The organism is Actinotignum urematis (assembly GCF_051264595.1).
GTDB classification, from domain to species: domain Bacteria; phylum Actinomycetota; class Actinomycetes; order Actinomycetales; family Actinomycetaceae; genus Actinotignum; species Actinotignum timonense_A.
The window spans coordinates 247734-267586 of record NZ_JBOZBG010000002.1 but is presented as its reverse complement, the minus strand read 5'-3'; the positions used below and the strand labels follow the sequence as shown (position 1 = coordinate 267586).

The 19853-nt window shown below is 61.1% G+C and carries 25 protein-coding genes; 3 read left to right on the top strand and 22 right to left on the bottom strand.

Features of this window, described 5'->3' with window-relative positions; genetic code table 11:
• Window position 1: 1 nt before the first annotated feature.
• The 16 genes from rpsH to rpsJ form a co-directional block, all read right to left on the bottom strand.
• Window positions 2-400, bottom strand: coding sequence for a 30S ribosomal protein S8 (rpsH, locus tag ACRQDJ_RS02425; protein WP_026428278.1), 399 nt, complete (start codon window positions 398-400; stop codon window positions 2-4).
• Between the two features lie 54 nt (window positions 401-454).
• A complete protein-coding gene (locus tag ACRQDJ_RS02420; RefSeq protein ID WP_016443090.1) occupies window positions 455-640 on the bottom strand; it encodes a type Z 30S ribosomal protein S14 in 186 nt (61 codons plus the stop codon).
• Between the two features lie 2 nt (window positions 641-642).
• Complete coding sequence (gene rplE / locus ACRQDJ_RS02415; protein ID WP_016443091.1) at window positions 643-1194, bottom strand: 50S ribosomal protein L5; 552 nt, start codon at window positions 1192-1194, stop codon at window positions 643-645.
• A complete protein-coding gene (rplX, locus tag ACRQDJ_RS02410) occupies window positions 1191-1532 on the bottom strand; it encodes a 50S ribosomal protein L24 (RefSeq protein WP_016443092.1) in 342 nt (113 codons plus the stop codon). Before rplX ends, rplE begins: the two co-directional genes overlap by 4 nt.
• On the bottom strand, window positions 1532-1900 hold the full coding sequence (gene rplN / locus ACRQDJ_RS02405) for a 50S ribosomal protein L14 (protein WP_016443093.1): 369 nt from the start codon (window positions 1898-1900) through the stop codon (window positions 1532-1534). The genes rplX and rplN overlap by 1 nt, the downstream gene beginning before the upstream one ends.
• Before the next feature lie 157 nt (window positions 1901-2057).
• Entirely contained in the window at window positions 2058-2333 is a 276-nt protein-coding gene (gene rpsQ, locus ACRQDJ_RS02400) for a 30S ribosomal protein S17 (protein ID WP_026428279.1), read from the bottom strand.
• Window positions 2334-2344: 11 nt separating this feature from the next.
• The gene (gene rpmC / locus ACRQDJ_RS02395) at window positions 2345-2572 is read right to left on the bottom strand and encodes a 50S ribosomal protein L29 (protein ID WP_016443095.1); all 228 of its coding nucleotides are present in this window, start codon (window positions 2570-2572) and stop codon (window positions 2345-2347) included.
• Window positions 2572-2988: a 50S ribosomal protein L16 gene (rplP, locus tag ACRQDJ_RS02390; RefSeq protein ID WP_016443096.1), complete on the bottom strand. Its 417-nt coding sequence runs from the start codon at window positions 2986-2988 to the stop codon at window positions 2572-2574. Before rplP ends, rpmC begins: the two co-directional genes overlap by 1 nt.
• A 3-nt stretch (window positions 2989-2991) precedes the next feature.
• Window positions 2992-3825, bottom strand: coding sequence for a 30S ribosomal protein S3 (gene rpsC, locus ACRQDJ_RS02385; protein WP_026428280.1), 834 nt, complete (start codon window positions 3823-3825; stop codon window positions 2992-2994).
• Window positions 3825-4205: a 50S ribosomal protein L22 gene (gene rplV, locus ACRQDJ_RS02380; protein WP_026428281.1), complete on the bottom strand. Its 381-nt coding sequence runs from the start codon at window positions 4203-4205 to the stop codon at window positions 3825-3827. Before rplV ends, rpsC begins: the two co-directional genes overlap by 1 nt.
• Before the next feature lie 34 nt (window positions 4206-4239).
• Complete coding sequence (gene rpsS, locus ACRQDJ_RS02375) at window positions 4240-4521, bottom strand: 30S ribosomal protein S19 (protein ID WP_026428282.1); 282 nt, start codon at window positions 4519-4521, stop codon at window positions 4240-4242.
• Window positions 4522-4535: 14 nt separating this feature from the next.
• Window positions 4536-5372, bottom strand: a complete 837-nt coding sequence (gene rplB, locus ACRQDJ_RS02370) for a 50S ribosomal protein L2 (protein ID WP_026428283.1) — start codon at window positions 5370-5372, stop codon at window positions 4536-4538.
• Between the two features lie 33 nt (window positions 5373-5405).
• On the bottom strand, window positions 5406-5717 hold the full coding sequence (rplW, locus tag ACRQDJ_RS02365) for a 50S ribosomal protein L23 (protein WP_016443101.1): 312 nt from the start codon (window positions 5715-5717) through the stop codon (window positions 5406-5408).
• On the bottom strand, window positions 5717-6364 hold the full coding sequence (gene rplD / locus ACRQDJ_RS02360) for a 50S ribosomal protein L4 (RefSeq protein ID WP_016443102.1): 648 nt from the start codon (window positions 6362-6364) through the stop codon (window positions 5717-5719). Before rplD ends, rplW begins: the two co-directional genes overlap by 1 nt.
• 2 nt (window positions 6365-6366) lie before the next feature.
• Window positions 6367-7032 (bottom strand): 50S ribosomal protein L3, encoded by a 666-nt coding sequence (rplC, locus tag ACRQDJ_RS02355; RefSeq protein WP_016443103.1) that lies wholly within the window; start codon window positions 7030-7032, stop codon window positions 6367-6369.
• An 11-nt stretch (window positions 7033-7043) separates the two neighbouring features.
• Entirely contained in the window at window positions 7044-7352 is a 309-nt protein-coding gene (gene rpsJ / locus ACRQDJ_RS02350; RefSeq protein WP_016443104.1) for a 30S ribosomal protein S10, read from the bottom strand.
• A 294-nt stretch (window positions 7353-7646) separates the two neighbouring features.
• On the opposite strand from rpsJ, the gene ACRQDJ_RS02345 reads away from it, so the two are divergent.
• From ACRQDJ_RS02345 to ACRQDJ_RS02335, 3 genes are all read left to right on the top strand, one after another.
• A complete protein-coding gene (locus ACRQDJ_RS02345) occupies window positions 7647-7778 on the top strand; it encodes a hypothetical protein (RefSeq protein WP_257960040.1) in 132 nt (43 codons plus the stop codon).
• An 84-nt stretch (window positions 7779-7862) separates the two neighbouring features.
• Window positions 7863-9287 carry an aldehyde dehydrogenase family protein gene (locus ACRQDJ_RS02340; RefSeq protein ID WP_284904078.1) on the top strand — a complete coding sequence of 475 codons (1425 nt, stop codon included), beginning with the start codon at window positions 7863-7865 and terminating at the stop codon, window positions 9285-9287.
• 2 nt (window positions 9288-9289) lie between these two features.
• Window positions 9290-10390: a zinc-binding dehydrogenase gene (locus ACRQDJ_RS02335; protein ID WP_284904080.1), complete on the top strand. Its 1101-nt coding sequence runs from the start codon at window positions 9290-9292 to the stop codon at window positions 10388-10390.
• A 93-nt stretch (window positions 10391-10483) separates the two neighbouring features.
• Here ACRQDJ_RS02335 and ACRQDJ_RS02330 read toward each other — a convergent pair whose 3' ends face one another.
• The 6 genes from ACRQDJ_RS02330 to ACRQDJ_RS02305 all read right to left on the bottom strand — a co-directional run bounded on the left by ACRQDJ_RS02330 (window position 10484) and on the right by ACRQDJ_RS02305 (window position 19842).
• Window positions 10484-11155, bottom strand: coding sequence for an HAD family hydrolase (locus ACRQDJ_RS02330; protein ID WP_435717760.1), 672 nt, complete (start codon window positions 11153-11155; stop codon window positions 10484-10486).
• 204 nt (window positions 11156-11359) lie between these two features.
• Window positions 11360-12550, bottom strand: coding sequence for an elongation factor Tu (tuf, locus tag ACRQDJ_RS02325; RefSeq protein ID WP_026428288.1), 1191 nt, complete (start codon window positions 12548-12550; stop codon window positions 11360-11362).
• Between the two features lie 104 nt (window positions 12551-12654).
• Window positions 12655-14781 carry an elongation factor G gene (gene fusA / locus ACRQDJ_RS02320; protein WP_026428289.1) on the bottom strand — a complete coding sequence of 709 codons (2127 nt, stop codon included), beginning with the start codon at window positions 14779-14781 and terminating at the stop codon, window positions 12655-12657.
• Between the two features lie 42 nt (window positions 14782-14823).
• Entirely contained in the window at window positions 14824-15294 is a 471-nt protein-coding gene (gene rpsG, locus ACRQDJ_RS02315; protein WP_016443110.1) for a 30S ribosomal protein S7, read from the bottom strand.
• Window positions 15294-15668: a 30S ribosomal protein S12 gene (gene rpsL / locus ACRQDJ_RS02310; protein ID WP_016443111.1), complete on the bottom strand. Its 375-nt coding sequence runs from the start codon at window positions 15666-15668 to the stop codon at window positions 15294-15296. The genes rpsG and rpsL overlap by 1 nt, the downstream gene beginning before the upstream one ends.
• A gap of 286 nt (window positions 15669-15954) precedes the next feature.
• The gene (locus tag ACRQDJ_RS02305) at window positions 15955-19842 is read right to left on the bottom strand and encodes a DNA-directed RNA polymerase subunit beta' (RefSeq protein ID WP_435717759.1); all 3888 of its coding nucleotides are present in this window, start codon (window positions 19840-19842) and stop codon (window positions 15955-15957) included.
• Window positions 19843-19853: the final 11 nt, after the last annotated feature.

Below are 19853 nucleotides of genomic sequence, written 5' to 3'. Positions count from 1 at the left end.
ATTACCAGACGTAAGCGAGGACTTCCCCGCCAACGCCCTTATCCTTGGCCTCGCGGTCCGTCATGAGGCCGGAGGAGGTGGACAAAATAGCCACACCCAGGCCGTCAAGAACGCGCGGCAGGTTCGTGGACTTCGCGTAAACGCGCAGGCCCGGCTTGGAAATACGCCGGACGCCAGCGAGGGCGCGCTCACGGTTCGATCCGTACTTCAACGTGAGGGTGAGAGTCTTGCCCACCTGGGCGCTCTCCACCTCGTAGGAGTCGATGTAGCCTTCGCGCTTCAAGATGTCCGCGATATGGGACTTAATCTTGGAGTACGGCATAGACACCGACTCATGGAACGCCGAATTGGCGTTACGCAGACGCGTCAGCATGTCTGCGATTGGGTCAGTCATTGTCATTTTGGGCTGTGGCCCTTCCTCGTCGCGGTTTCCGATGGACCTGCGACGTAGTCTTTACCAGCTGGACTTCTTAACACCGGGGAGTTCGCCGCGCAGGGCCAACTCACGCAGGCAAATACGGCACAGGCCGAACTTGCGGTAAACGGAATGCGGACGGCCGCACCGGTTGCAACGGGTGTACGCACGAACGGCGAACTTCTGCTTACCGGCGGCCTTTTGCTTCAGAGCGGTCTTTGCCATATTTAGGCCTCCTTGAAGGGGAATCCGAGATGCTTGAGAAGAGCGCGCCCTTCGTCGTCGCTCCCGGCAGAGGTCACCACGGTGATGTCCATACCGCGCACGCGATCAATCTTGTCCTGGTCGATCTCGTGGAACACGGTCTGTTCGGTCAGACCGAAGGTGTAGTTCCCGTTGCCGTCAAACTGCTTGGGCGAAAGGCCGCGGAAGTCGCGGATACGCGGCAGCGCGGTGGAAATAAGCCGGTCGAGGAATTCCCACATGCGGTCACCGCGGATGGTGACGAAGCACCCGATGGCCTGGCCTTCACGCAGCTTAAACTGCGCGATGGACTTCTTGGCCTTGGTGATCATCGGCTTCTGGCCGGTAATCGCCGTCATATCGGCGACGGCGCCGTCGAGCACCTTGGAGTCGCGCGCAGCATCACCCACGCCCATATTCACCACGACCTTGACGATCTTGGGAACCTGGTTGACGTTGACGTACTTAAATTCTTCCTGGAGTTCCGGGATGATGTGTTCCCGGTACTTCACCTTGAGACGGGGGGTATCGCTCACAGTTCGATTTCCTTCCCGCCGCGGCGTCCGATGCGCTCACGGACAATCTTCTTCTTACCGTCGCGCTCCACCTCTACCTCGCGGTAGCCCACGCGAATCGGCTTGCCATCGTGAACGAGGGCAACGTTCGAAATGTGAATCGGTGCTTCAACGGTTTCAATACCGCCGGTGGTGCCGCCCCGCGAGGTCTGCCCCACACGCACGTGCTTCTTCACGCGCTGGACGCCTTCCACGATGACGCGATCACGCTTGGTATCAACGGAAAGCACGCGCCCCTGCATACCCTTATCGCGCCCGGCGATAACCTGGACGAGATCATCCTTCTTAATCTTCGCCATTAGATCACCTCCGGAGCCAGCGAAATGATGCGCATGAACTTCGCGTCGCGAAGCTCACGCCCAACGGGCCCGAAGATACGGGTGCCGCGGGGTTCGCCGTCGTTCTTCAACAGCACGGCTGCGTTTTCGTCGAACTTGATGTAGGACCCGTCCTTGCGGCGCGTTTCCTTAACTGCACGGACGACGACCGCCTTGACGACGTCGCCCTTCTTTACGTTTCCGCCCGGAATAGCATCCTTGACGGTGGCGACGATGGTGTCACCAATTCCGGCGTAGCGCCGGCCGGAGCCGCCGAGCACGCGGATGCACAAAAGTTCCTTGGCACCGGTGTTATCGGCGACGCTAAGCCGCGTCTCCTGCTGGATCATGTGTTTCTATCTCCTATTGTCGTGCCGGTTCTCGGATTCGAGCCTTGCCGAACGAATGGGTTCGCGCGAACTGCGCCGGCCCAAACGCCTTTGGCCCACATGCGAGGGCCGCCTGCGTTCAGGCCGGTCACATTCGCTCAAGCTAGGAAAGCCCTAACTACTTCGCCTTCTCGATGATCGTAACGACCCGGAAGTGCTTGGTCGCGGAGAGCGGGCGGGTTTCCATAATGGAGACCAAATCGCCTACGCGAACTTCGTTATTTTCGTCGTGCGCCTTCACTCGCTTGGTGCGGGTGATAACTTTACCGTATAGCGGGTGCTTTACGCGATCTTCAACTTCAACAACAACGGTCTTGTCCATTTTGTCGGAGACCACGTAGCCGCGCAGCGACTTGCGATGATTACGTGTTTCGGTGCTTGCGTTCTCGCTCATCTCATCCTCACTTACTGAGCGGCCGGAGCGGTTCGAATGTTCTTCTCCCGCTCGCTCTTAATGGTGTAAATGCGAGCAATCTCGCGACGAACTTCCCGCAGGCGGCCACTGTCCTCCAGGCGGTGAGTCACCGCCGAGAAGCGGAGGTTGAACAGTTCCTTCTTCGACTCGGCAAGCTTCTCGAGAAGCTCCGCGTCGGTCATCGCGTCGAGTTCCGCGGTGGTCAGTCCCTTAGCCATTACTCAACCTCCTCACGGGTGATAAAGCGGGTCTTGATGGGCAGCTTGTGCTGGGCGCGGCTCATGGCCTCACGGGCGAGAGCCTCATCCACACCGGCCATTTCGAACATGACACGGCCGGGCTTGATATTGGCAACCCAGGTTTCCACCGGGCCCTTACCCGAACCCATACGCACGCCGAGCGGCTTCTTGGTGAGCGGGCGATCCGGGAAGATGTTGATCCAGATCTTGCCGCCACGCTTGACGTGACGCGTCATGGCGATACGGGCTGCTTCAATTTGACGATTGGTGATGTAGGCCGGCTCGAGCGCCTGGATACCGTATTCACCGAAAGCCAGCTGAGTTCCGCCCTTGGCCATACCCTTACGGTGCGGACGGTGCTGCTTGCGCCATTTAGTACGACGAGGAATCAGCATGAGTTATGCCTCCGTTCCGGTTGATTCCGGCGCGGCCACCGGAGCTTCGGCTCCGGCTGCCGGGCTCTGAGCCTGTTCGCTGCGGGCTTCCCCACGCTGGCCACCGCGACCGCGCCCGGCGCCGCGGCGACCGCGACGATCCGAACGGCCCCCGCGCCCACCGCGCGGAGCTTCCGCGAGGCTGCGGTAGTACTCAGCGTCGGTCAGATCACCGCGGTAGATCCACACCTTCACGCCGATGCGGCCGAAGGTGGTACGCGCTTCGTAGAAACCGTAGTTGATATTCGCGCGCAGGGTGTGCAGCGGCACACGCCCTTCGCGGTAGAACTCGCTACGCGACATTTCGGCGCCACCCAGACGGCCCGAGCACTGCACGCGGATGCCCTTGGCACCGGCGCGCTCGGCGGACTGGATGCCCTTGCGCATGGCGCGGCGGAAGGACACGCGCGAGGCGAGCTGTTCCGCGATACCCTGCGCCACGAGCTGGGCGTCAGCTTCCGGGTTCTTCACTTCGAGAATATTGAGCTGCACGGCCTTGCCGGTCAGCTTCTCCAGATCGGCGCGGAGGCGATCAGCTTCCGCACCGCGCCGGCCAATGACGATGCCGGGGCGAGCGGTGTGGATATCCACAACCACGCGCTCGGCGCGGCGCTCGATGTGCACGCTGGAAATCCCGGCGCGCTCAAGCGTCTTTTCGATCATGTCACGGATTTTGACATCTTCGAGGACGTAGTCCGAGTAGCGCTGCCCCTTCTTGGTGGAATCAGCGAACCACTTGGAGCGGTGGTCAGTCGTGATGCCGAGACGGAACCCAATAGGGTTGACTTTCTGTCCCACTAGCGGGCCCTCCTCTGCTTCTTGGCCTTCGGCTTCTCGTCGGTAACGATAACGGTGATGTGACTCGTCCGCTTGTTGATGCGGTTCGCCCGGCCCTGGGCACGCGGCTGGATACGCTTCATCGTCGGGCCTTCATCGGCGTAAATCTCGCCAATGAACAGCTCGGACTCATCGAAGCGCTCCCCCGCCTGCTCGGCGGCGTAGCGCGCGTTGGCGATGGCCGACTCCACGATCTTACGAACCGGAGTGGCGGCCGCAAACGGTGCGAACTGCAGTACGTCAATAGCGTCCAGGGCGCGCCGGCCGCGGATGGTGTCCACGACACGACGGGCCTTCATGGGCGACACGCGCACGAAGCGCGCCTGCGCCTTTGCTTCCATAGTTCTGCCTTACTCTCTCGCTCGAGGCCCCGGCTTAGCGCCGGCGGCCCTTTCGGTCGTCCTTGTCGTGCCCGCGGAAGGTGCGGGTCGGGGCGAACTCCCCGAGCTTGTGGCCAACCATGGATTCGGTAATGAATACCGGCACATGCTTGCGTCCATCGTGCACTGCAAAGGTGTGACCCAGGAAATCGGGGGTGATAACCGACCGACGCGACCAGGTCTTGATTACGTTCTTGGTGTTCTTCTCGTTCTGCTCGTCGACCTTCTTGTAGAGGTGCTCGTCGACGAACGGACCCTTCTTCAAACTGCGGGGCATCAGCTAATCCTTCCTCAGCGCTTCTTGCCGGTCTTGCGACGGCGCACGATGAGCTTGTCGCTGGCCTTGTTCGGACGGCGGGTACGGCCTTCCTTCTTGCCCCACGGGCTAACGGGATGGCGCCCACCGGACGTCTTACCTTCACCACCACCGTGCGGGTGGTCCACCGGGTTCATCACGACACCGCGGACGGTCGGGCGCACGCCCTTCCAGCGCATACGGCCGGCCTTACCCCAGTTGATATTCGCCTGCTCGGCATTACCGACTTCACCGACGGTGGCGCGGCAACGCACGTCCACGTTACGGATTTCGCCGGAGGGCATGCGCAGCTGCGCGTACTTGCCTTCGCGGGCAACCAACTGCACGGAAGCGCCGGCGCTGCGGGCGATCTTCGCCCCGCCCAGCGGCTTGAGTTCCACATTGTGCACCGTGGTACCGAGCGGGATATTGCGCAGCGGCAGGTTGTTGCCGGGCTTGATATCCGCATTCGGGCCGGTTTCGATGAGATCGCCCTGCTTCACGCCGCGGGGAGCAACGATGTAACGCTTCTCGCCATCAACGAAGTGGAGCAGCGCGATACGCGCGGTGCGGTTCGGATCGTATTCGATGTGCGCAACCTTGGCCGGCACGCCGTCCTTATCCCAGCGACGGAAGTCGATGAGACGGTACTGGCGCTTGTGCCCACCGCCCTTGTGACGGGTGGTGATGCGTCCCTGGTTGTTACGCCCACCGGTCTTCTTCAGGGGACGAACGAGGGACTTCTCCGGGGTCGAACGAGTGATCTCGGCGAAGTCGGCAACGCTCGCACCGCGACGACCCGGGGTCGTCGGCTTGTACTTACGAATTCCCATGAGTTCTTATTCCTCAGTTCCTCGAATCGCCTATTAGACGATTTCGCCGTAGATGTCGATGGAGCCTTCACGCAAGGTGACGATGGCCCGCTTGGTATTCTTGCGCCGCCCGATGCCGTTGCGCGTACGCCGGGTCTTGCCCTGGCGGTTCTGCGTATTGACGGAGGCAACCTTGACGCCAAAAATCGCTTCGACGGCCTGCTTGATTTCGGTCTTATTCGAACGCGGATCAACGAAGAAGGTGTACTTACCCTGTTCTTCGAGCAGCGCGCTCTTCTCCGACATCACCGGGGCGAGGATGACATCGTGCGGGTTCTTATTCCAGAAGTTACCGTTCTCAGTCATTACTTCTCATCCTTCTTGGTGTTCTTCTCCACGAACGCGCCCAGCGCGGCTTCGGTGAAGATAACGTCGTCAGCAGCAAGAACGTCGTAGCTATTGAGCTGATCAACGTAGAGGACGTGGATCTGCGGGAGGTTGCGCACGGAAAGCACCGAGGCATCATCTTCACGCTGGACCACGACGAGCGCCTTGCGCCCCTCGTTCATCTTCTCGATGAGCGCACGCGCCGCCTTGGTGGACGGGGTCTCATCGGCAACAAAAGCGGTCACGGCGTGAATACGCTCGTGGCGAGCCCGATCCGAGAGGGACTGCAGCAGCGCGGCCGCAATCATCTTCTTGGGGGTGCGCTGCGAGTAGTCACGCGGCTGCGGGCCGTGGACAACGCCGCCACCGACCCACTGCGGAGCGCGGATCGAACCCTGGCGGGCCCGGCCGGTTCCCTTCTGGCGCCACGGCTTCTTGCCGCCGCCGGACACCTGACCGCGGGTCTTCGTGGCGTGGGTACCCAGGCGAGCGGCAGCTTGCTGCGCGTTAACGACCTGGTGGACCAGCGCCATATTGAAGTCGAGATCAAAGAGCTGAGCCGGGAGGGTGGCCTGCGAGGTCACCTTGCCGGTTTCATCGAGAACGTCAATCTTGAAGTCTGCCATTGTTAGGCTCCCTTCACGGACGTGCGGACCACAACCGAGCCACCCTTTGCACCGGGGATGGCGCCAACCACGAGCAACAGGCCGTTCTCGAGGTCAACGGAGTGGATGGACAGATTCTGCACCGTGACGCGATCCTGACCCATGCGACCAGCCATGCGCAGACCCTTGAAGACGCGCGAAGGGGTGGCGCAGGCGCCGATGGAACCGGGCTTGCGGTGGTTGCGGTGCGCACCGTGGGAGGCCGACACACCGGCGAAGCCATGACGCTTCATCACACCGGCGAAGCCCTTACCGCGGGAGGTACCGATAACGTCAACGGACTGACCGGCTTCAAAGATATCCGCGGTCAGTTCCTGCCCGAGCGTGTATTCACTGGCATCGGGGGTGCGGATTTCCGCCAGCTTCTTGCGCGGCGTAACACCGGCCTTAGCGAAGTGGCCCTGGAGCGGCTTGGTGACGTTCTTCGTCTTTTCATCGCCCGAGGCGAGCTGCACGGCGGAATAGCCGTCAACCTCGGGGGTGCGAACCTGGGTCACCACATTGGTGCCCACGCGCACAACGGTAATGGGAAGGAGGCGCCCGTCCTCATCCCAGAGCTGGGTCATCCCCAGCTTCGTGCCCAGCAACGCCTTCACGGGCTTGCTGGCAACAGCTTGCTTGGAGTTCATTGCGTATTACCTCAGAGCTTGATTTCCACGTTGACGTCAGCCGGAAGATCGAGACGGCGCAGGCTGTCAATCGTCTTCAGGGTGGGATCCACGATGTCAATAAGGCGCTTGTGTGTGCGCATCTCAAAGTGATCGCGGGAATCCTTGTACTTGTGGGGCGAGCGGATAACGCAAAAAACGTTTTTTTCCGTCGGCAGCGGGACGGGTCCCACCACGGTCGCGCCGGTACGCGCAACTTCATCGACGAGCTTCTTGGCCGCGCTATCAATGACCTCATGGTCATATGACTTCAGCCGAATGCGGATCTTCTGTCCCGCCATGGCGCGTCTACCTCTCTTTAGCTTCGGTGCCCGGTACCCGCACTCGGGCGTGTCGTACCGGAGGTAAATCTAGTAGCCATGCCCTATGTGAGGTTACGGAGAACCCTTTATACGATAATCGGCGTTGGGTAACCGATTAAGTTCCTTCGCTCGTAATCCGAGCAACTTGTTAAGTATGCCAAAAACTTCGGCGTACTTTCAAGACTTTCACGGCGAACGTGCGCCGTTTCTCATTCCCAGCGAGCCCGAAGGCCGGCCGGCACGGGTAAAAATTTTACCGAAAGACCACGTTTCGTGCAAGAAACGGTTGCGGTGAAGCGCTTCACGTCACGGTACGACGACGCCGCAGCCTCCCGGACTCTCGGCCACGCGGGCCGCCAGCGGCGCCGTCGCCCCACCCTTGCCCCGGATGCCGCCACCACCTAGCATGGCTTTAAGTGATCTACATCGCTAAGCGGCGCAGGTGCCGCGAGCGGGTGATCATCCACCATACCGAGGAGGTAGACAACGATGTCCTATCGATCAACAAATCCCTATACCGGTGAGGTGCTCGCCGAATTCCCCTATGCCACCGACGACGAGGTGGATAAGGCACTCGAGCTGGCGCACGGAACATTCCAGACGTGGAGCCGCACCTCCATCGCCGAGCGCGCCGCTATTTTGCGCCGCGCCGCGGATATCGCGGAAGAACGCGCGAGCGAACTCGGGGCGCTGGCCACCCTGGAAATGGGCAAACTCATTGGAGAAGCCACCGGGGAAGCCGGCGGCACCGTTCCAACAATGCTGCGCTGGCTCGCTGATGAAGCGGAAAATATTTTAGCTCCGCGCCCTGTCAGCTCCACCGCCGCACCTTTTGAAGGCTATATTGACTATCGCCCGGAGGGCGTCGTCGTCGAAATTGAACCGTGGAACTTCCCGTACTACCAGGCCATTCGCGGTTTCGCGCCCGCAATGCTCTGCGGCAATACGGTTATCCTCAAGCACGCGTCGATTCTGCCGCAATGCGCCGCAGCGATTGTCCAGGTGCTCTACGATGCCGGGCTGCCGCGCGGGGTATGGCAAAATCTGTACGCCACCCACGCGCAGGTGGAGCGGCTCATCAGCGACGACCGGGTACGTATTGTTACGCTCACCGGTTCGGAAGCAGCGGGAGCGAAAATCGCGCAGCTCGCTTCCCGGCACCTGAAGAAATCCGTCATGGAACTGGGTGGTTCCGATCCCTTTATTATTTTGGACGACGCCGATATCGAGGCCACCATCCAGCTGGCAATTATGGGACGCTGCTTCAATGCCGGCCAGGTATGCGCCTCCCCCAAACGCATGATTGTTCCCGATGCGCTCTATGACCGTTTCGTCGCCGGCCTCAAGGAAAGCACCGCGCAGCTGCGGCCCGGGGACCCGGCAGCGGAAGAGACCACCGTGCCGCCCATGTCGTCCCGCGAGCAGGCCGCCACGGTCAATGATCAAATCCGGCGGGCTATCGAAGGTGGAGCGAGCGCCACTCCCCTGGGCCATATCGTTCCGGAAGGAGATACCTGGGTGCAACCCACCCTCCTCGAAAACGTGGAGCGGGATAACCCCGTCTTCTACGAGGAGATTTTCGGGCCGGTCTGGAGTGTGTACCGGGTATCCTCGGAAGAAGAAGCAATCCGACTGGCTAATGACTCGTGCTACGGGCTGGGCGGAACGGTTCATTCGGTCGACGTTGCGCATGCCGCGCGCGTCGCCGCCCGGGTAGATACCGGCACCGTTGCCATTAACTCCCCGGTTCCCGCTGTTCCCGCCGGCATGCCTTTCGGCGGTGTCAAGCGCTCCGGTTTCGGGCGCGAGATGGGCTACGAAGGGGTACGCGAATTCGCCAATATCCAGTCGATTCTTCTCCCGGAGGGAATCTCCGCGGCGGAGTTCCTCTCCTCGCTTTCACGAAAGGAGTAAGAATGAAAGCAGCAGTAGTTAATTCTGTGGGCGGTGGGTTCACCACCGAAGATATCGAGATTGCCGAACCCATCGGGCGCGAGGTACTTTTCGACGTCAAGGCTTCCGGCCTGTGCCGCTCGGATCTTACGCTCTCCACCACCAATTTCGGATTCCCCTTCCCGCAGGTGCTCGGGCACGAAGCCGCCGGCGTGGTTACTGCCGTCGGCCCGGACGTGAAGGAAATCAAGGTGGGTGACCACGTGGTTGCCTCCCTCATCCAGTATTGCGGGCACTGCCGGGCCTGCCGTGAATCGCGCATGTACGAATGCGAATTCCCGGAGGAAACACTGCGCGGCCCGGATGAAGCCCCGCGGCTGAGCCGGAACGGCGAACCGATTTTCCAGACCTACGGTATTGCCGGCTTCGCGGAGCAGGCGCTCGTGCACGAACACCAGGTCGCGAAGATCAATCCGGACATGCCTTTCCCGCAGGCCTGCGTGATCGGCTGCGCGGTCATTACCGGCGCGGGCGCGGCTCTCAATACCGCGCAGGTGCGCCCGGGTGACACCGTGGCGGTGGTGGGCTTGGGCGGGGTGGGCCTGAGCATCGTCAACGGCGCCCGCATTGCCGGGGCCAGCCGGATTATCGGGGTGGATACCAACCCGGAGAAGGAAGAATTTGGAAAGAAATTCGGGATGACCCACTTCGTGAACGCGGGCGACCGGGATGTTATCGAGCAGATCTTCGCCGCGACCGAGGGGCGCGGGGTGGATAAGTCCTTTGAGGCGCTCGGCATCGTGCCTACGATGGAGACGGCTATCGCCGCCACCCGCCAGGGTGGAGACGTGTACGTAGCCGGGGTCTTCAAGCCGGAGATGGAGTGGACCATTAATCCGCTCAATGAATTCTTCGTGCACCGGCGCCATATCCACGCGGTATACATGGGGAATACCGATATTAAGACGGATATTCCCCAGTACGTGGAGTTCTACCAGCAGGGGCGCCTCCACCTGGATGACCTTGTTGCCACGGAGATTGCCCTCGATGATATCGACGCGACCTACAAGGCAATGGTGAATCATCACGCCGGGATTGGCCGCGTGGTTATCACGTCCTTCTAGCGGGTGGGCTGCGCGGCGGCGCGCTAGAGCTCGACGGCGCGCGAGTGCAAGGCCGCGGCCCCGCAGAACCGCGGACCGCAATATGGCTACAAGCTAAAGTAGCGCCGCGAGTTCAGCCAGGGGGAACTCCCCCACATCCACGGTGAAAGCGCCGGCACTCCGGGCCGCGGCCAGCCCCGGCCCAGAATCCTCGAAAGCAAGGCAGCTATCAATAAGGACGCCGAGGCGCTGCGCACCCAGGAGGTACGGGGCGGGATTCGGTTTACCGGGGACGTCATCGTCCCCGGTAACCGCCGCCTCCAGCCGGCTACCCGGCCCGGCCAGGAATATTTCCACCGGGCGGCCCGGGGTGGCCGTGACCAATGCCTGCGGAATGCCGGCCGCGGAGAAAGCATCGAGGAGCTCAGCCGCCCCGTCGATGAGTTCCGCATCGGCCATATGATCGGCCATGGCCCTTAGCACCTCGGCAAACATTTTCCAGGGATCCACTTCTCCCCCGCCGCGGCGTACCGCGGCCATCATGCGCCGCCCGTGCGCAATCGTATCCGCACCGCGGATAGCCAACACATCCTCATCGGTCCAGATTCCACCGTGGGAACGCACCACATTTCCAGATACCCGGGCCCATTCCTCTTCGGAATCCACCAGGGTTCCGTCCATATCCCAGAACACCGCTGCCGGGGCTGCGTTTCCTGCTGCCGGGGTAACGCTGCCCGCCACATCACCGGGAAACCCGATTTTCTTATACACATCCTCAAGAGCCATAGCGCCACTCTGCCAAGTTCTGCGTCGTCGTGCAAATATACGGCGGCACGCAAGCATCAAGCGTAACGGCGCACCGCACAGCGCCCCTAACACCCACGCATAGCAAAGGGACCCTAGCGCAGTGCTAGGGTCCCTTCCCGCCTCGCGGCGGACGTTTTGCTCAGTTACCCGGTGACCGGGTAGCTGCGCCCAGATGCATCAAAGTTACTTGATGATCTTGGTGACACGCCCTGAACCAACGGTGTGGCCGCCCTCGCGGATAGCGAAGCCGAGGCCTTCTTCCATGGCGATGGGCTGGATGAGCTCAACCGACATCTCGGTGTTGTCGCCGGGCATAACCATCTCGGTGCCTTCGGGCAGCGTGATGACGCCGGTGACGTCCGTGGTGCGGAAGTAGAACTGCGGGCGGTAGTTGGAGAAGAACGGGTTGTGACGGCCGCCTTCTTCCTTCTTCAGCACGTAGACCTGAGCTTCGAACTGGGTGTGCGGGGTAATGGTGCCGGGCTTGGCCACAACCTGGCCACGCTCAACATCTTCACGCTTGGTGCCGCGGAGCAGCAGACCGCAGTTTTCGCCAGCTTCGGCGTAGTCCATCTGCTTGTGGAACATTTCGATACCGGTGACGGTGGTCTTCTGGGTATCGCGGATACCGAGAATTTCCACTTCCTCGTTGAGGTTGAGGATACCGCGCTCCACACGGCCGGTGACCACGGTGCCACGGCCGGTAATGGTGAAGACGTCCTCAATCGGCATGAGGAACGGCTTGTCGGTGTCACGCACCGGATCCTCGAAGTAGTTGTCCACCTGGTCCATGAGCTCTTCGATGGAAGCAACCCACTTGGGATCGCCTTCCAGCGCCTTGAGAGCGGAGATCTTCACGACCGGGAGGTCATCGCCCGGGTAATCCTGGGAGGACAGAAGTTCGCGAACTTCCATTTCCACCAGTTCGAGCAGCTCTTCGTCGTCAACCATATCGGACTTGTTAAGAGCAACGATGATCTGGGGCACGCCCACCTGACGGGCGAGCAGCACGTGCTCGCGGGTCTGGGCCATCGGGCCGTCGGTCGCCGCAACCACGAGGATCGCGCCGTCCATCTGGGCCGCACCGGTAATCATGTTCTTGATGTAGTCCGCGTGGCCGGGGGCGTCAACGTGTGCGTAGTGACGCTTCTCGGTCTGGTATTCCACGTGGGACACGTTGATGGTAATACCGCGCTGGCGCTCTTCGGGAGCGTTGTCAACCTGATCGAACGGGGTGTACTCGTTCAGATCCGGGTACTTATCCGACAGAACCTTGGTGATCGCAGCGGTCGTGGTCGTCTTTCCGTGATCGACGTGACCGATGGTGCCAATGTTCATATGCGGCTTGGACTTATCGTACTTGGCCTTCGCCACTGGGCCCTCCTGGGACTCTAGAAATTACTTACAGCTATGTGGATGATGCTCGCGCATAATCCGGTCTGTTCCGAACAGTTACCTATTGTAAACGAAACCGGCGACTATTCACCACGAGATTCCGCGATGATCTGTTCCGCAACGGCCTTCGGGACCTCGGCGTAGGAATCCATCTGCATGGAATACACCGCGCGCCCCTGGGTCTTCGACCGCAGGTCACCAACGTAGCCGAACATTTCGCTCAGCGGCACGTTGGCGCGCACGATCTTGACGCCCGTCGCATCCTCCATGGACTTGATCATACCGCGCCGGGAGTTCAGGTCGCCGATAACGTCGCCCATGTACTCTTCCGGGGTGCGGACTTCCACGTCCATGATGGGCTCCAGGAGCACCGGGTTGGCGCGGCGTGCACCTTCCTTGAACACCTGGTTACCCGCGATCTTGAACGCCAGCTCCGAGGAGTCGACGTCGTGATAAGCGCCGTCTTCCAGGGTGGCCTTGACGCCCACCACCGGGAACCCGGCGAGGACACCATTCTGCATGGCTTCCTGGATACCCTGATCAACAGACGGGATGTATTCACGCGGAACGCGACCACCGGTCACGGCGTTGACAAATTCGTAAGTATCGCCGTCTTCGTTGGAGTCAAGCGGCTCAAACGTGACGATGACACGCGCGAACTGGCCCGAACCACCCGTCTGCTTCTTATGGGTGTATTCGACGCTATCGACCTTCTTGCGGATCGTCTCGCGGTAGGCAACCATCGGAGCACCGACGTTCGCATCAACCTTGAACTCACGCTTCATACGGTCGACGAGGATGTCGAGGTGGAGTTCGCCCATACCGCCGATAACGGTCTGGCCGGTTTCCTCATCCTGACGAACCGTGAAGGTCGGATCCTCTTCCGCGAGCTTCTGAATAGCCACGGAAAGCTTTTCTTGGTCACCCTTCGACTTCGGCTCAATTGCCACGTGAATCACGGGCTCCGGGAAGGACATGGACTCAAGAATAATCGGGGCGTCCTGGGCGCAGAGGGTATCACCGGTGGTGGTGTCCTTCAGCCCAATGAACGCGTAAATATGCCCGGCATGCGCTTCTTCAACAGGGTTTTCCTTATTGGAGTGCATCTGGAACATCTTGCCCACGCGCTCCTTGCGGCCCTTGACTGAGTTGAGCACCTGGGTTCCGGCCGAAACCTTACCGGAGTACACGCGGATGTAGGTGAGCTTGCCGTAGAAGGGGTGCACCGCAATCTTGAAGGCCAGCGCGGAGAACGGTTCGTTCTCGCTCGGGTGGCGTTCTTCGGTTTCACCGTCTTCTTCGTGGCCCGGCTTGAAGCCCTTGATAGCGGGAACGTCAATCGGGGCGGGCAGGAAGTTCACCACGCCGTCCAGCGCGGGCTGAATACCCTTGTTCTTGTAGGCCGAACCGGCGTACACGGGGTAGATTTCCGAGGCGATGGTGCGGATACGCAGACCCTTGATCATATCCTCGGTGCTCAGCTCGCCGTCCTCAAGGTACTTCTCCATGAGTTCATCGGAGGCTTCGGCGGCATCTTCCATGGCGGCCATGCGCAGTTCTTCGGCCTTGGCCTGCAGTTCCGCGGGGATATCCTCTTCCACCACCACGGCGCCCCAGGTGTCATTACCCTGGGCGTCCTTTTCGGGGAAGCGGATCGCCTTCATCTTGAGAACATCCACCACGCCGGAGAAGTCATTCTCCGCACCGATCGGGAAGGTGATGACCGTCGGGTGCGCGCCGAGGCGATCCCGAATGGTCTGGACGGAGAAGTCGAAGTTGGCCCCCAACTTATCCATCTTGTTGATGAGGCAAATACGCGGCACATGGTACTTATCAGCCTGGCGCCACACGGTTTCCGACTGCGGCTCCACGCCTTCCTTACCGTCGAACACCGCGATGGCGCCGTCCAGCACGCGCAGGGACCGCTCCACTTCCACGGTGAAATCAACGTGGCCAGGGGTGTCGATGATATTGAACTGCGTACCCTTCCAGAACGCGGTCACAGCGGCAGACGTAATCGTAATGCCGCGTTCCTTTTCCTGTTCCATCCAGTCGGTCGTCGAGGCGCCGTCATGGGTTTCACCCAGCTTGTGGTTGATGCCGGTGTAGAGCAGGATGCGTTCGGTGGTCGTTGTTTTGCCGGCATCGATGTGCGCCATGATGCCGATATTGCGAACCTTGGAAAGGTCCGTAAGCACTTCTTGTGCCACTTTTCGCTCTCTTCTATATCGCGGGTCAGATAACCCTGGTGATTACCAGCGGTAGTGGGCGAAGGCCTTATTGGCTTCCGCCATGCGGTGGGTATCCTCGCGGCGCTTCACAGCACCACCAAGGCCGTTGGAGGCATCGAGGATTTCGTTGAGGAGACGTTCCGTCATGGTGTTTTCGCGGCGCTGGCGCGCGAATTCCACCAGCCAGCGCAGGCCGAGGGCCGTGGAACGGCCAGCCTTGACTTCCACCGGCACCTGGTAGGTGGCGCCACCAACACGGCGGGAACGCACTTCCAGCTGCGGACGGATGTTATCCATAGCGCGCTTGAGAACCGCCAGGGCATCCTGCCCGGACTTTTCCGCCACGCCTTCCATCGCACCGTAGACGATGGACTGCGCCAGGGACTTCTTGCCATCCACGAGGACGCGGTTGACCAGCTGGGTCACCAGCTGGGAATTGTAAACCGGATCGCTAACCAGCGGACGCTTCTTAACCGGACCCTTACGAGGCATTACTTCTTCTCCTTCTTGGCGCCGTAACGGGAACGAGCCTGATTGCGGCTCTTCACGCCCTGGGTGTCAAGGGCGCCGCGGACGATCTTGTACCGCACACCGGGGAGGTCCTTCACGCCACCGCCGCGAACGAGGACGATGGAGTGTTCCTGCAGGTTGTGACCTTCACCGGGGATGTACGCCGTCACTTCGATACCAGAGGACAGGCGAACACGGGCAACCTTACGGAGCGCAGAGTTCGGTTTCTTGGGGGTGGTGGTGAACACGCGGGTGCACACCCCACGACGCTGGGGGCTCCCCTTAAGCGCCGGGCGCTTAGGAGCGCGCTTCTTCTTCGCGCGGCCCTCGCGGACCAGCTGCTGAATTGTAGGCACTACTTCTCCTGATAGACAGATGAATATTATAACGTTTGCCAAATCTGCCCGAACGCACACCGCTCATTACGGGACGGCCGAGGGCCGCCACAACAGACCCGCAAACAGGCAACCTAAACAAGAATAGCGGTTAATGCGAGGAGCCGTCAAAGCTTCGCGGGCTGAGGTGTTAGGAAACACACGGGCTACGGGCCCGCCCCGGCACTTCTTTTTACGACGACGCCGCAGCGGGGCGGCCACACCGTGGCCGCCCCGCTGGGAACTCCCCCGCTACCGGGGAACTTATTTAGGAGAACATTCCGTAGCCGGCTCCGAGATCGAACTCTTGGAAGTCGGTATACGGGAAGGTGTCATCGAACATATCGAAATCGGTGGCGGCGAAGCCGTTGTTCTTTTCGAACTCCACCCGAGCTTCGGCAGTCGGTTCGATCTTGGCCGAGCGCATCGTCTCCAGGCCGGTACCGGCCGGGATGAGCTTACCGAGGATAACGTTTTCCTTCAGGCCCTCGAGCGGATCGGACTTGGAATTGAGCGCGGCCTCGGTGAGAACGCGGGTGGTCTCCTGGAAGGAGGCCGCCGAGAGCCAGGAATCCGTGGCCAGGGAGGCCTTGGTAATACCCATGAGCTCGGGGCGCCCGGAGGCGGGCTTGCCACCTTCGGCCATCGCCGCGCGGTTCTCATCTTCAAAGCGCGCCACATCCACGAGTTCGCCCGGGAGCAGCTTCGTGGTTCCGGCTTCCAGCACGGTAATACGGCGCAGCATCTGGCGCACGATGACCTCGATGTGCTTGTCGTGGATTTCCACGCCCTGGGAGCGGTACACCGCCTGCACTTCGGAAACGATATGTTCCTGGGCCACCCGGCGCCCGGAAATACGCAGCACCTTCTTGGGGTCCACGCTACCTTCCACGAGCTGCTGACCAACGTTGACGTGGCCACCTTCGGGAACGAAGAGCTTGGCTCGCTTGGAGACCTGGTAGACAAGGTCCTCTTCGGCGTCGTCGCGCTGAATAATGAGGCGACGTACGCGCTCCCCGTCCTCGATCTGGAGGATGCCGGCCGCTTCCGCGATCGGGGCCTCGCCCTTCGGGGTACGGGCTTCGAAGAGTTCCTGCACACGGGGAAGACCCTGGGTGATGTCGTCCGCGGAGGCCGAACCACCGGTGTGGAAGGTACGCATCGTCAGCTGGGTACCCGGTTCACCAATGGACTGGGCGGCCACGATACCCACCGCTTCGCCGATATCCACGAGCTTGCCGGTGGCCATGGAGCGCCCGTAGCACTTGGCGCAGGTACCGGTGCGCGACTGGCAGGTCAGCACGGAACGCACCGAAACCTGAGTCACGCCATTCTCAATGAGATGCTCAATAATCGCATCGCCCAGATCGGTTCCGGCAGCCGCCAGCACCTCGCCATCCTCGGATACAACATCCTTGGCAAGAGTGCGAGCGTACACGGAGGTATCCAGCTGCGGATCGGGAATGAGGGTGCCGTCGGCGCCCTTTTCCGCGATGGTCTTGGTCAGGCCGCGGCTGGTTCCGCAATCGGATTCGCGCACGATAACATCCTGGGCCACGTCCACGAGACGGCGGGTGAGGTACCCAGAGTCGGCGGTACGGAGCGCGGTATCCGCCAGGCCCTTGCGGGCACCGTGGGTTGCCACGAAGTATTCCAGAACCGAGAGGCCCTCGCGGTAATTCGAGGTAATCGGGCGGGGAATAATCGCGCCTTTCGGGTCGGCCACCAGGCCGCGCATACCCGCGATCTGGCGGACCTGTTCCCAGTTACCGCGCGCCCCGGAGGACACCATGCGATTGACGGTGTTATCCGCGGTGAAGTTTTCGCGCATCTCCACGGCAATCGCATCCGTCACTTCCGACCAGAGGTCCACGAGGTCGCGGCGGCGATCCTCGTCCTCGATACGGCCGGTGAGGAACTGGTTTTCGATAACCGCGGCCTTCTTTTCGGCTTCCGCCAAAATTTCCGGCTTCGATTCGGGTACGACGACGTCCGATACCGCAATGGTGGCGCCGCTGCGCCCGGCCCAGTAGAAACCAGCTGATTTCAGGGCGTCCAGCGAGGCGGCTACGTAGACCTTCTCGTAGCGTTCGGCTAGCCGATTGACGATCCCGCCGAGTACCTTCTTATCGACAGTCTCATTGACGTAGGGGAAGTCCACCGGGAGCGAATCATTAAAGATCGCCCGGCCCAGGGTGGTTTCCAGCAGCAGCCGGTCGCCTTCTTCGAAGTTCTCCGGGGCCTTCCAGCCGCGCGGGGGAACAACGTCCGCTTCGAAACGAATCTTCACCTTCGCATTGAGGTCAAGACTGCCCATGTCATAGGCCATCTGCGCTTCATCAATGGAGGTGAAGTAGCGGCCTTCCCCGGTGGCGCCGTCGACCTGAGATGTCAGGTAGAACAGCCCGATCACCATGTCCTGCGAAGGCATGGTCACGGGGCGCCCGTCGGAGGGCTTGAGAATGTTATTCGAGGAGAGCATGAGGATGCGCGCCTCGGCCTGGGCTTCCACGGAAAGCGGGAGGTGCACGGCCATCTGGTCGCCGTCGAAGTCCGCGTTGAAGGCGGAGCACACCAGCGGGTGCAGACGGATCGCCTTGCCTTCAATCATGAGCGGCTCGAAGGCCTGAATGCCCAGGCGGTGCAGGGTAGGTGCGCGGTTGAGGAGCACCGGGTGCTCGCGCATAACCTCTTCGAGAACGTCCCACACTTCGGGGCGCTGGCGGTCGATGAAACGCTTGGACGCCTTGATATTCTTGGCGATTTCCAGGTCCACCAGGCGCTTTTGCACGAAGGGCTTGAACAGTTCGAGGGCCATCACACGCGGCAGCCCGCACTGGTGCAGTTTCATGGTCGGGCCCACCACGATCACGGAGCGGCCCGAGTAGTCCACGCGCTTACCCAGCAGGTTCTGGCGGAAGCGGCCCTGCTTGCCCTTGAGCATATCGGAGAGCGACTTGAGGGGGCGGTTGCCCGCGCCCTGCACCGGGCGCCCGCGCCGGCCGTTATCGAAGAGCGCGTCCACGGATTCCTGGAGCATGCGCTTTTCGTTATTGACCATGATTTCCGGGGCGCCCAGGTCCAGCATGCGCTTGAGGCGGTTATTCCGGTTGATCACGCGGCGGTAGAGGTCGTTGAGATCGGAGGTCGCGAAGCGGCCACCGTCCAGCTGCACCATGGGGCGCAGGTCCGGCGGGATCACCGGGAGGGCATCAAGCACCATCGATTCGGGCTTGGTATCCGAGTGCAGGAAGGCGTTGACCACCTTGATGCGCTTGAGGGCGCGAGCCTTGCGCTGGGCGGTACCCGATTCGATGACCTCCACGAGGCGGTCATGTTCGGCCTGCAGATCGAAGGAACGCAGCCGGGCCTGGATCGCTTCCGCACCGCGGGCGGCCTTGAAGTAGTCGCCGTAGTGCGCGTCCATTTCGCGGTAGAGGTCTTCATCGCCTTCCAGATCCCCCACCTTGAGCTTGGTGAAGCGATCCCACATGGTTTCCAGGCGCTCGAGTTCACGCTCTGTATTCTTGCGGATCTTGGCGAGGTCGTTATCGGTCGCGCGCTTGATCTTCTGCTTCTGGGAATCGGTGGCGCCATCTTTTTCCGCCTGCGCGAGCTCCTTTTCTTGCTCTTTCTGGCGGTTTTCGAGGGCAACATCCCGGTTCTTTTCCAGGGCGCGGCGCTCCAGTTCGTATTCGGACTGGAGGGTGGGCATATCCGCGCGGCGGGCCTCTTCATCAACTTCGGTCACCATATAGGCGGCGAAGTAGATGACCTTTTCGAGGTCCTTGGGGGCTACGTCCAGGAGGTAGCCCAGGCGCGAGGGCACGCCCTTGAAGTACCAAATATGGGTGACGGGAGCGGCGAGCTCAATATGGCCCATCCGTTCGCGCCGCACCTTCGAGCGGGTGACTTCCACGCCGCAGCGTTCGCAGACGATGCCCTTGAACCGCGGCCGCTTGTACTTACCGCAGGCACATTCCCAATCGCGGGTAGGCCCGAAGATCTGTTCGCCGAACAGGCCGTCCTTTTCCGGCTTGAGGGTGCGGTAGTTGATAGTTTCCGGCTTCTTCACCTCACCGTGCGACCAGGCACGGATATCATCCGAGGTTGCCAGACCAATGTGGAGCTGGTCAAAACGATTAACGTCGAGCAAGATTCCTACTT

Coding starts and splice junctions, on each gene's coding strand:
- rplB (WP_026428283.1), bottom strand. CDS start 5,372: ATGGGAATTCGTAAGTACAAGCCGACGACCCCGGGTCGTCGCGGTGCG.
- rplC (WP_016443103.1), bottom strand. CDS start 7,032: ATGAACTCCAAGCAAGCTGTTGCCAGCAAGCCCGTGAAGGCGTTGCTG.
- rpsJ (WP_016443104.1), bottom strand. CDS start 7,352: ATGGCGGGACAGAAGATCCGCATTCGGCTGAAGTCATATGACCATGAG.
- rpsG (WP_016443110.1), bottom strand. CDS start 15,294: ATGCCTCGTAAGGGTCCGGTTAAGAAGCGTCCGCTGGTTAGCGATCCG.
- ACRQDJ_RS02340 (WP_284904078.1), top strand. CDS start 7,863: ATGTCCTATCGATCAACAAATCCCTATACCGGTGAGGTGCTCGCCGAA.
- ACRQDJ_RS02330 (WP_435717760.1), bottom strand. CDS start 11,155: ATGGCTCTTGAGGATGTGTATAAGAAAATCGGGTTTCCCGGTGATGTG.
- rplW (WP_016443101.1), bottom strand. CDS start 5,717: ATGACTGAGAACGGTAACTTCTGGAATAAGAACCCGCACGATGTCATC.
- rpsS (WP_026428282.1), bottom strand. CDS start 4,521: ATGCCCCGCAGTTTGAAGAAGGGTCCGTTCGTCGACGAGCACCTCTAC.
- rpsH (WP_026428278.1), bottom strand. CDS start 400: ATGACAATGACTGACCCAATCGCAGACATGCTGACGCGTCTGCGTAAC.
- rplN (WP_016443093.1), bottom strand. CDS start 1,900: ATGATCCAGCAGGAGACGCGGCTTAGCGTCGCCGATAACACCGGTGCC.
- rplV (WP_026428281.1), bottom strand. CDS start 4,205: ATGGAAGCAAAGGCGCAGGCGCGCTTCGTGCGCGTGTCGCCCATGAAG.
- rpsQ (WP_026428279.1), bottom strand. CDS start 2,333: ATGAGCGAGAACGCAAGCACCGAAACACGTAATCATCGCAAGTCGCTG.
- rpmC (WP_016443095.1), bottom strand. CDS start 2,572: ATGGCTAAGGGACTGACCACCGCGGAACTCGACGCGATGACCGACGCG.
- rplP (WP_016443096.1), bottom strand. CDS start 2,988: ATGCTGATTCCTCGTCGTACTAAATGGCGCAAGCAGCACCGTCCGCAC.
- rplX (WP_016443092.1), bottom strand. CDS start 1,532: ATGGCGAAGATTAAGAAGGATGATCTCGTCCAGGTTATCGCCGGGCGC.
- rplD (WP_016443102.1), bottom strand. CDS start 6,364: ATGGCAGACTTCAAGATTGACGTTCTCGATGAAACCGGCAAGGTGACC.
- ACRQDJ_RS02335 (WP_284904080.1), top strand. CDS start 9,290: ATGAAAGCAGCAGTAGTTAATTCTGTGGGCGGTGGGTTCACCACCGAA.
- ACRQDJ_RS02420 (WP_016443090.1), bottom strand. CDS start 640: ATGGCAAAGACCGCTCTGAAGCAAAAGGCCGCCGGTAAGCAGAAGTTC.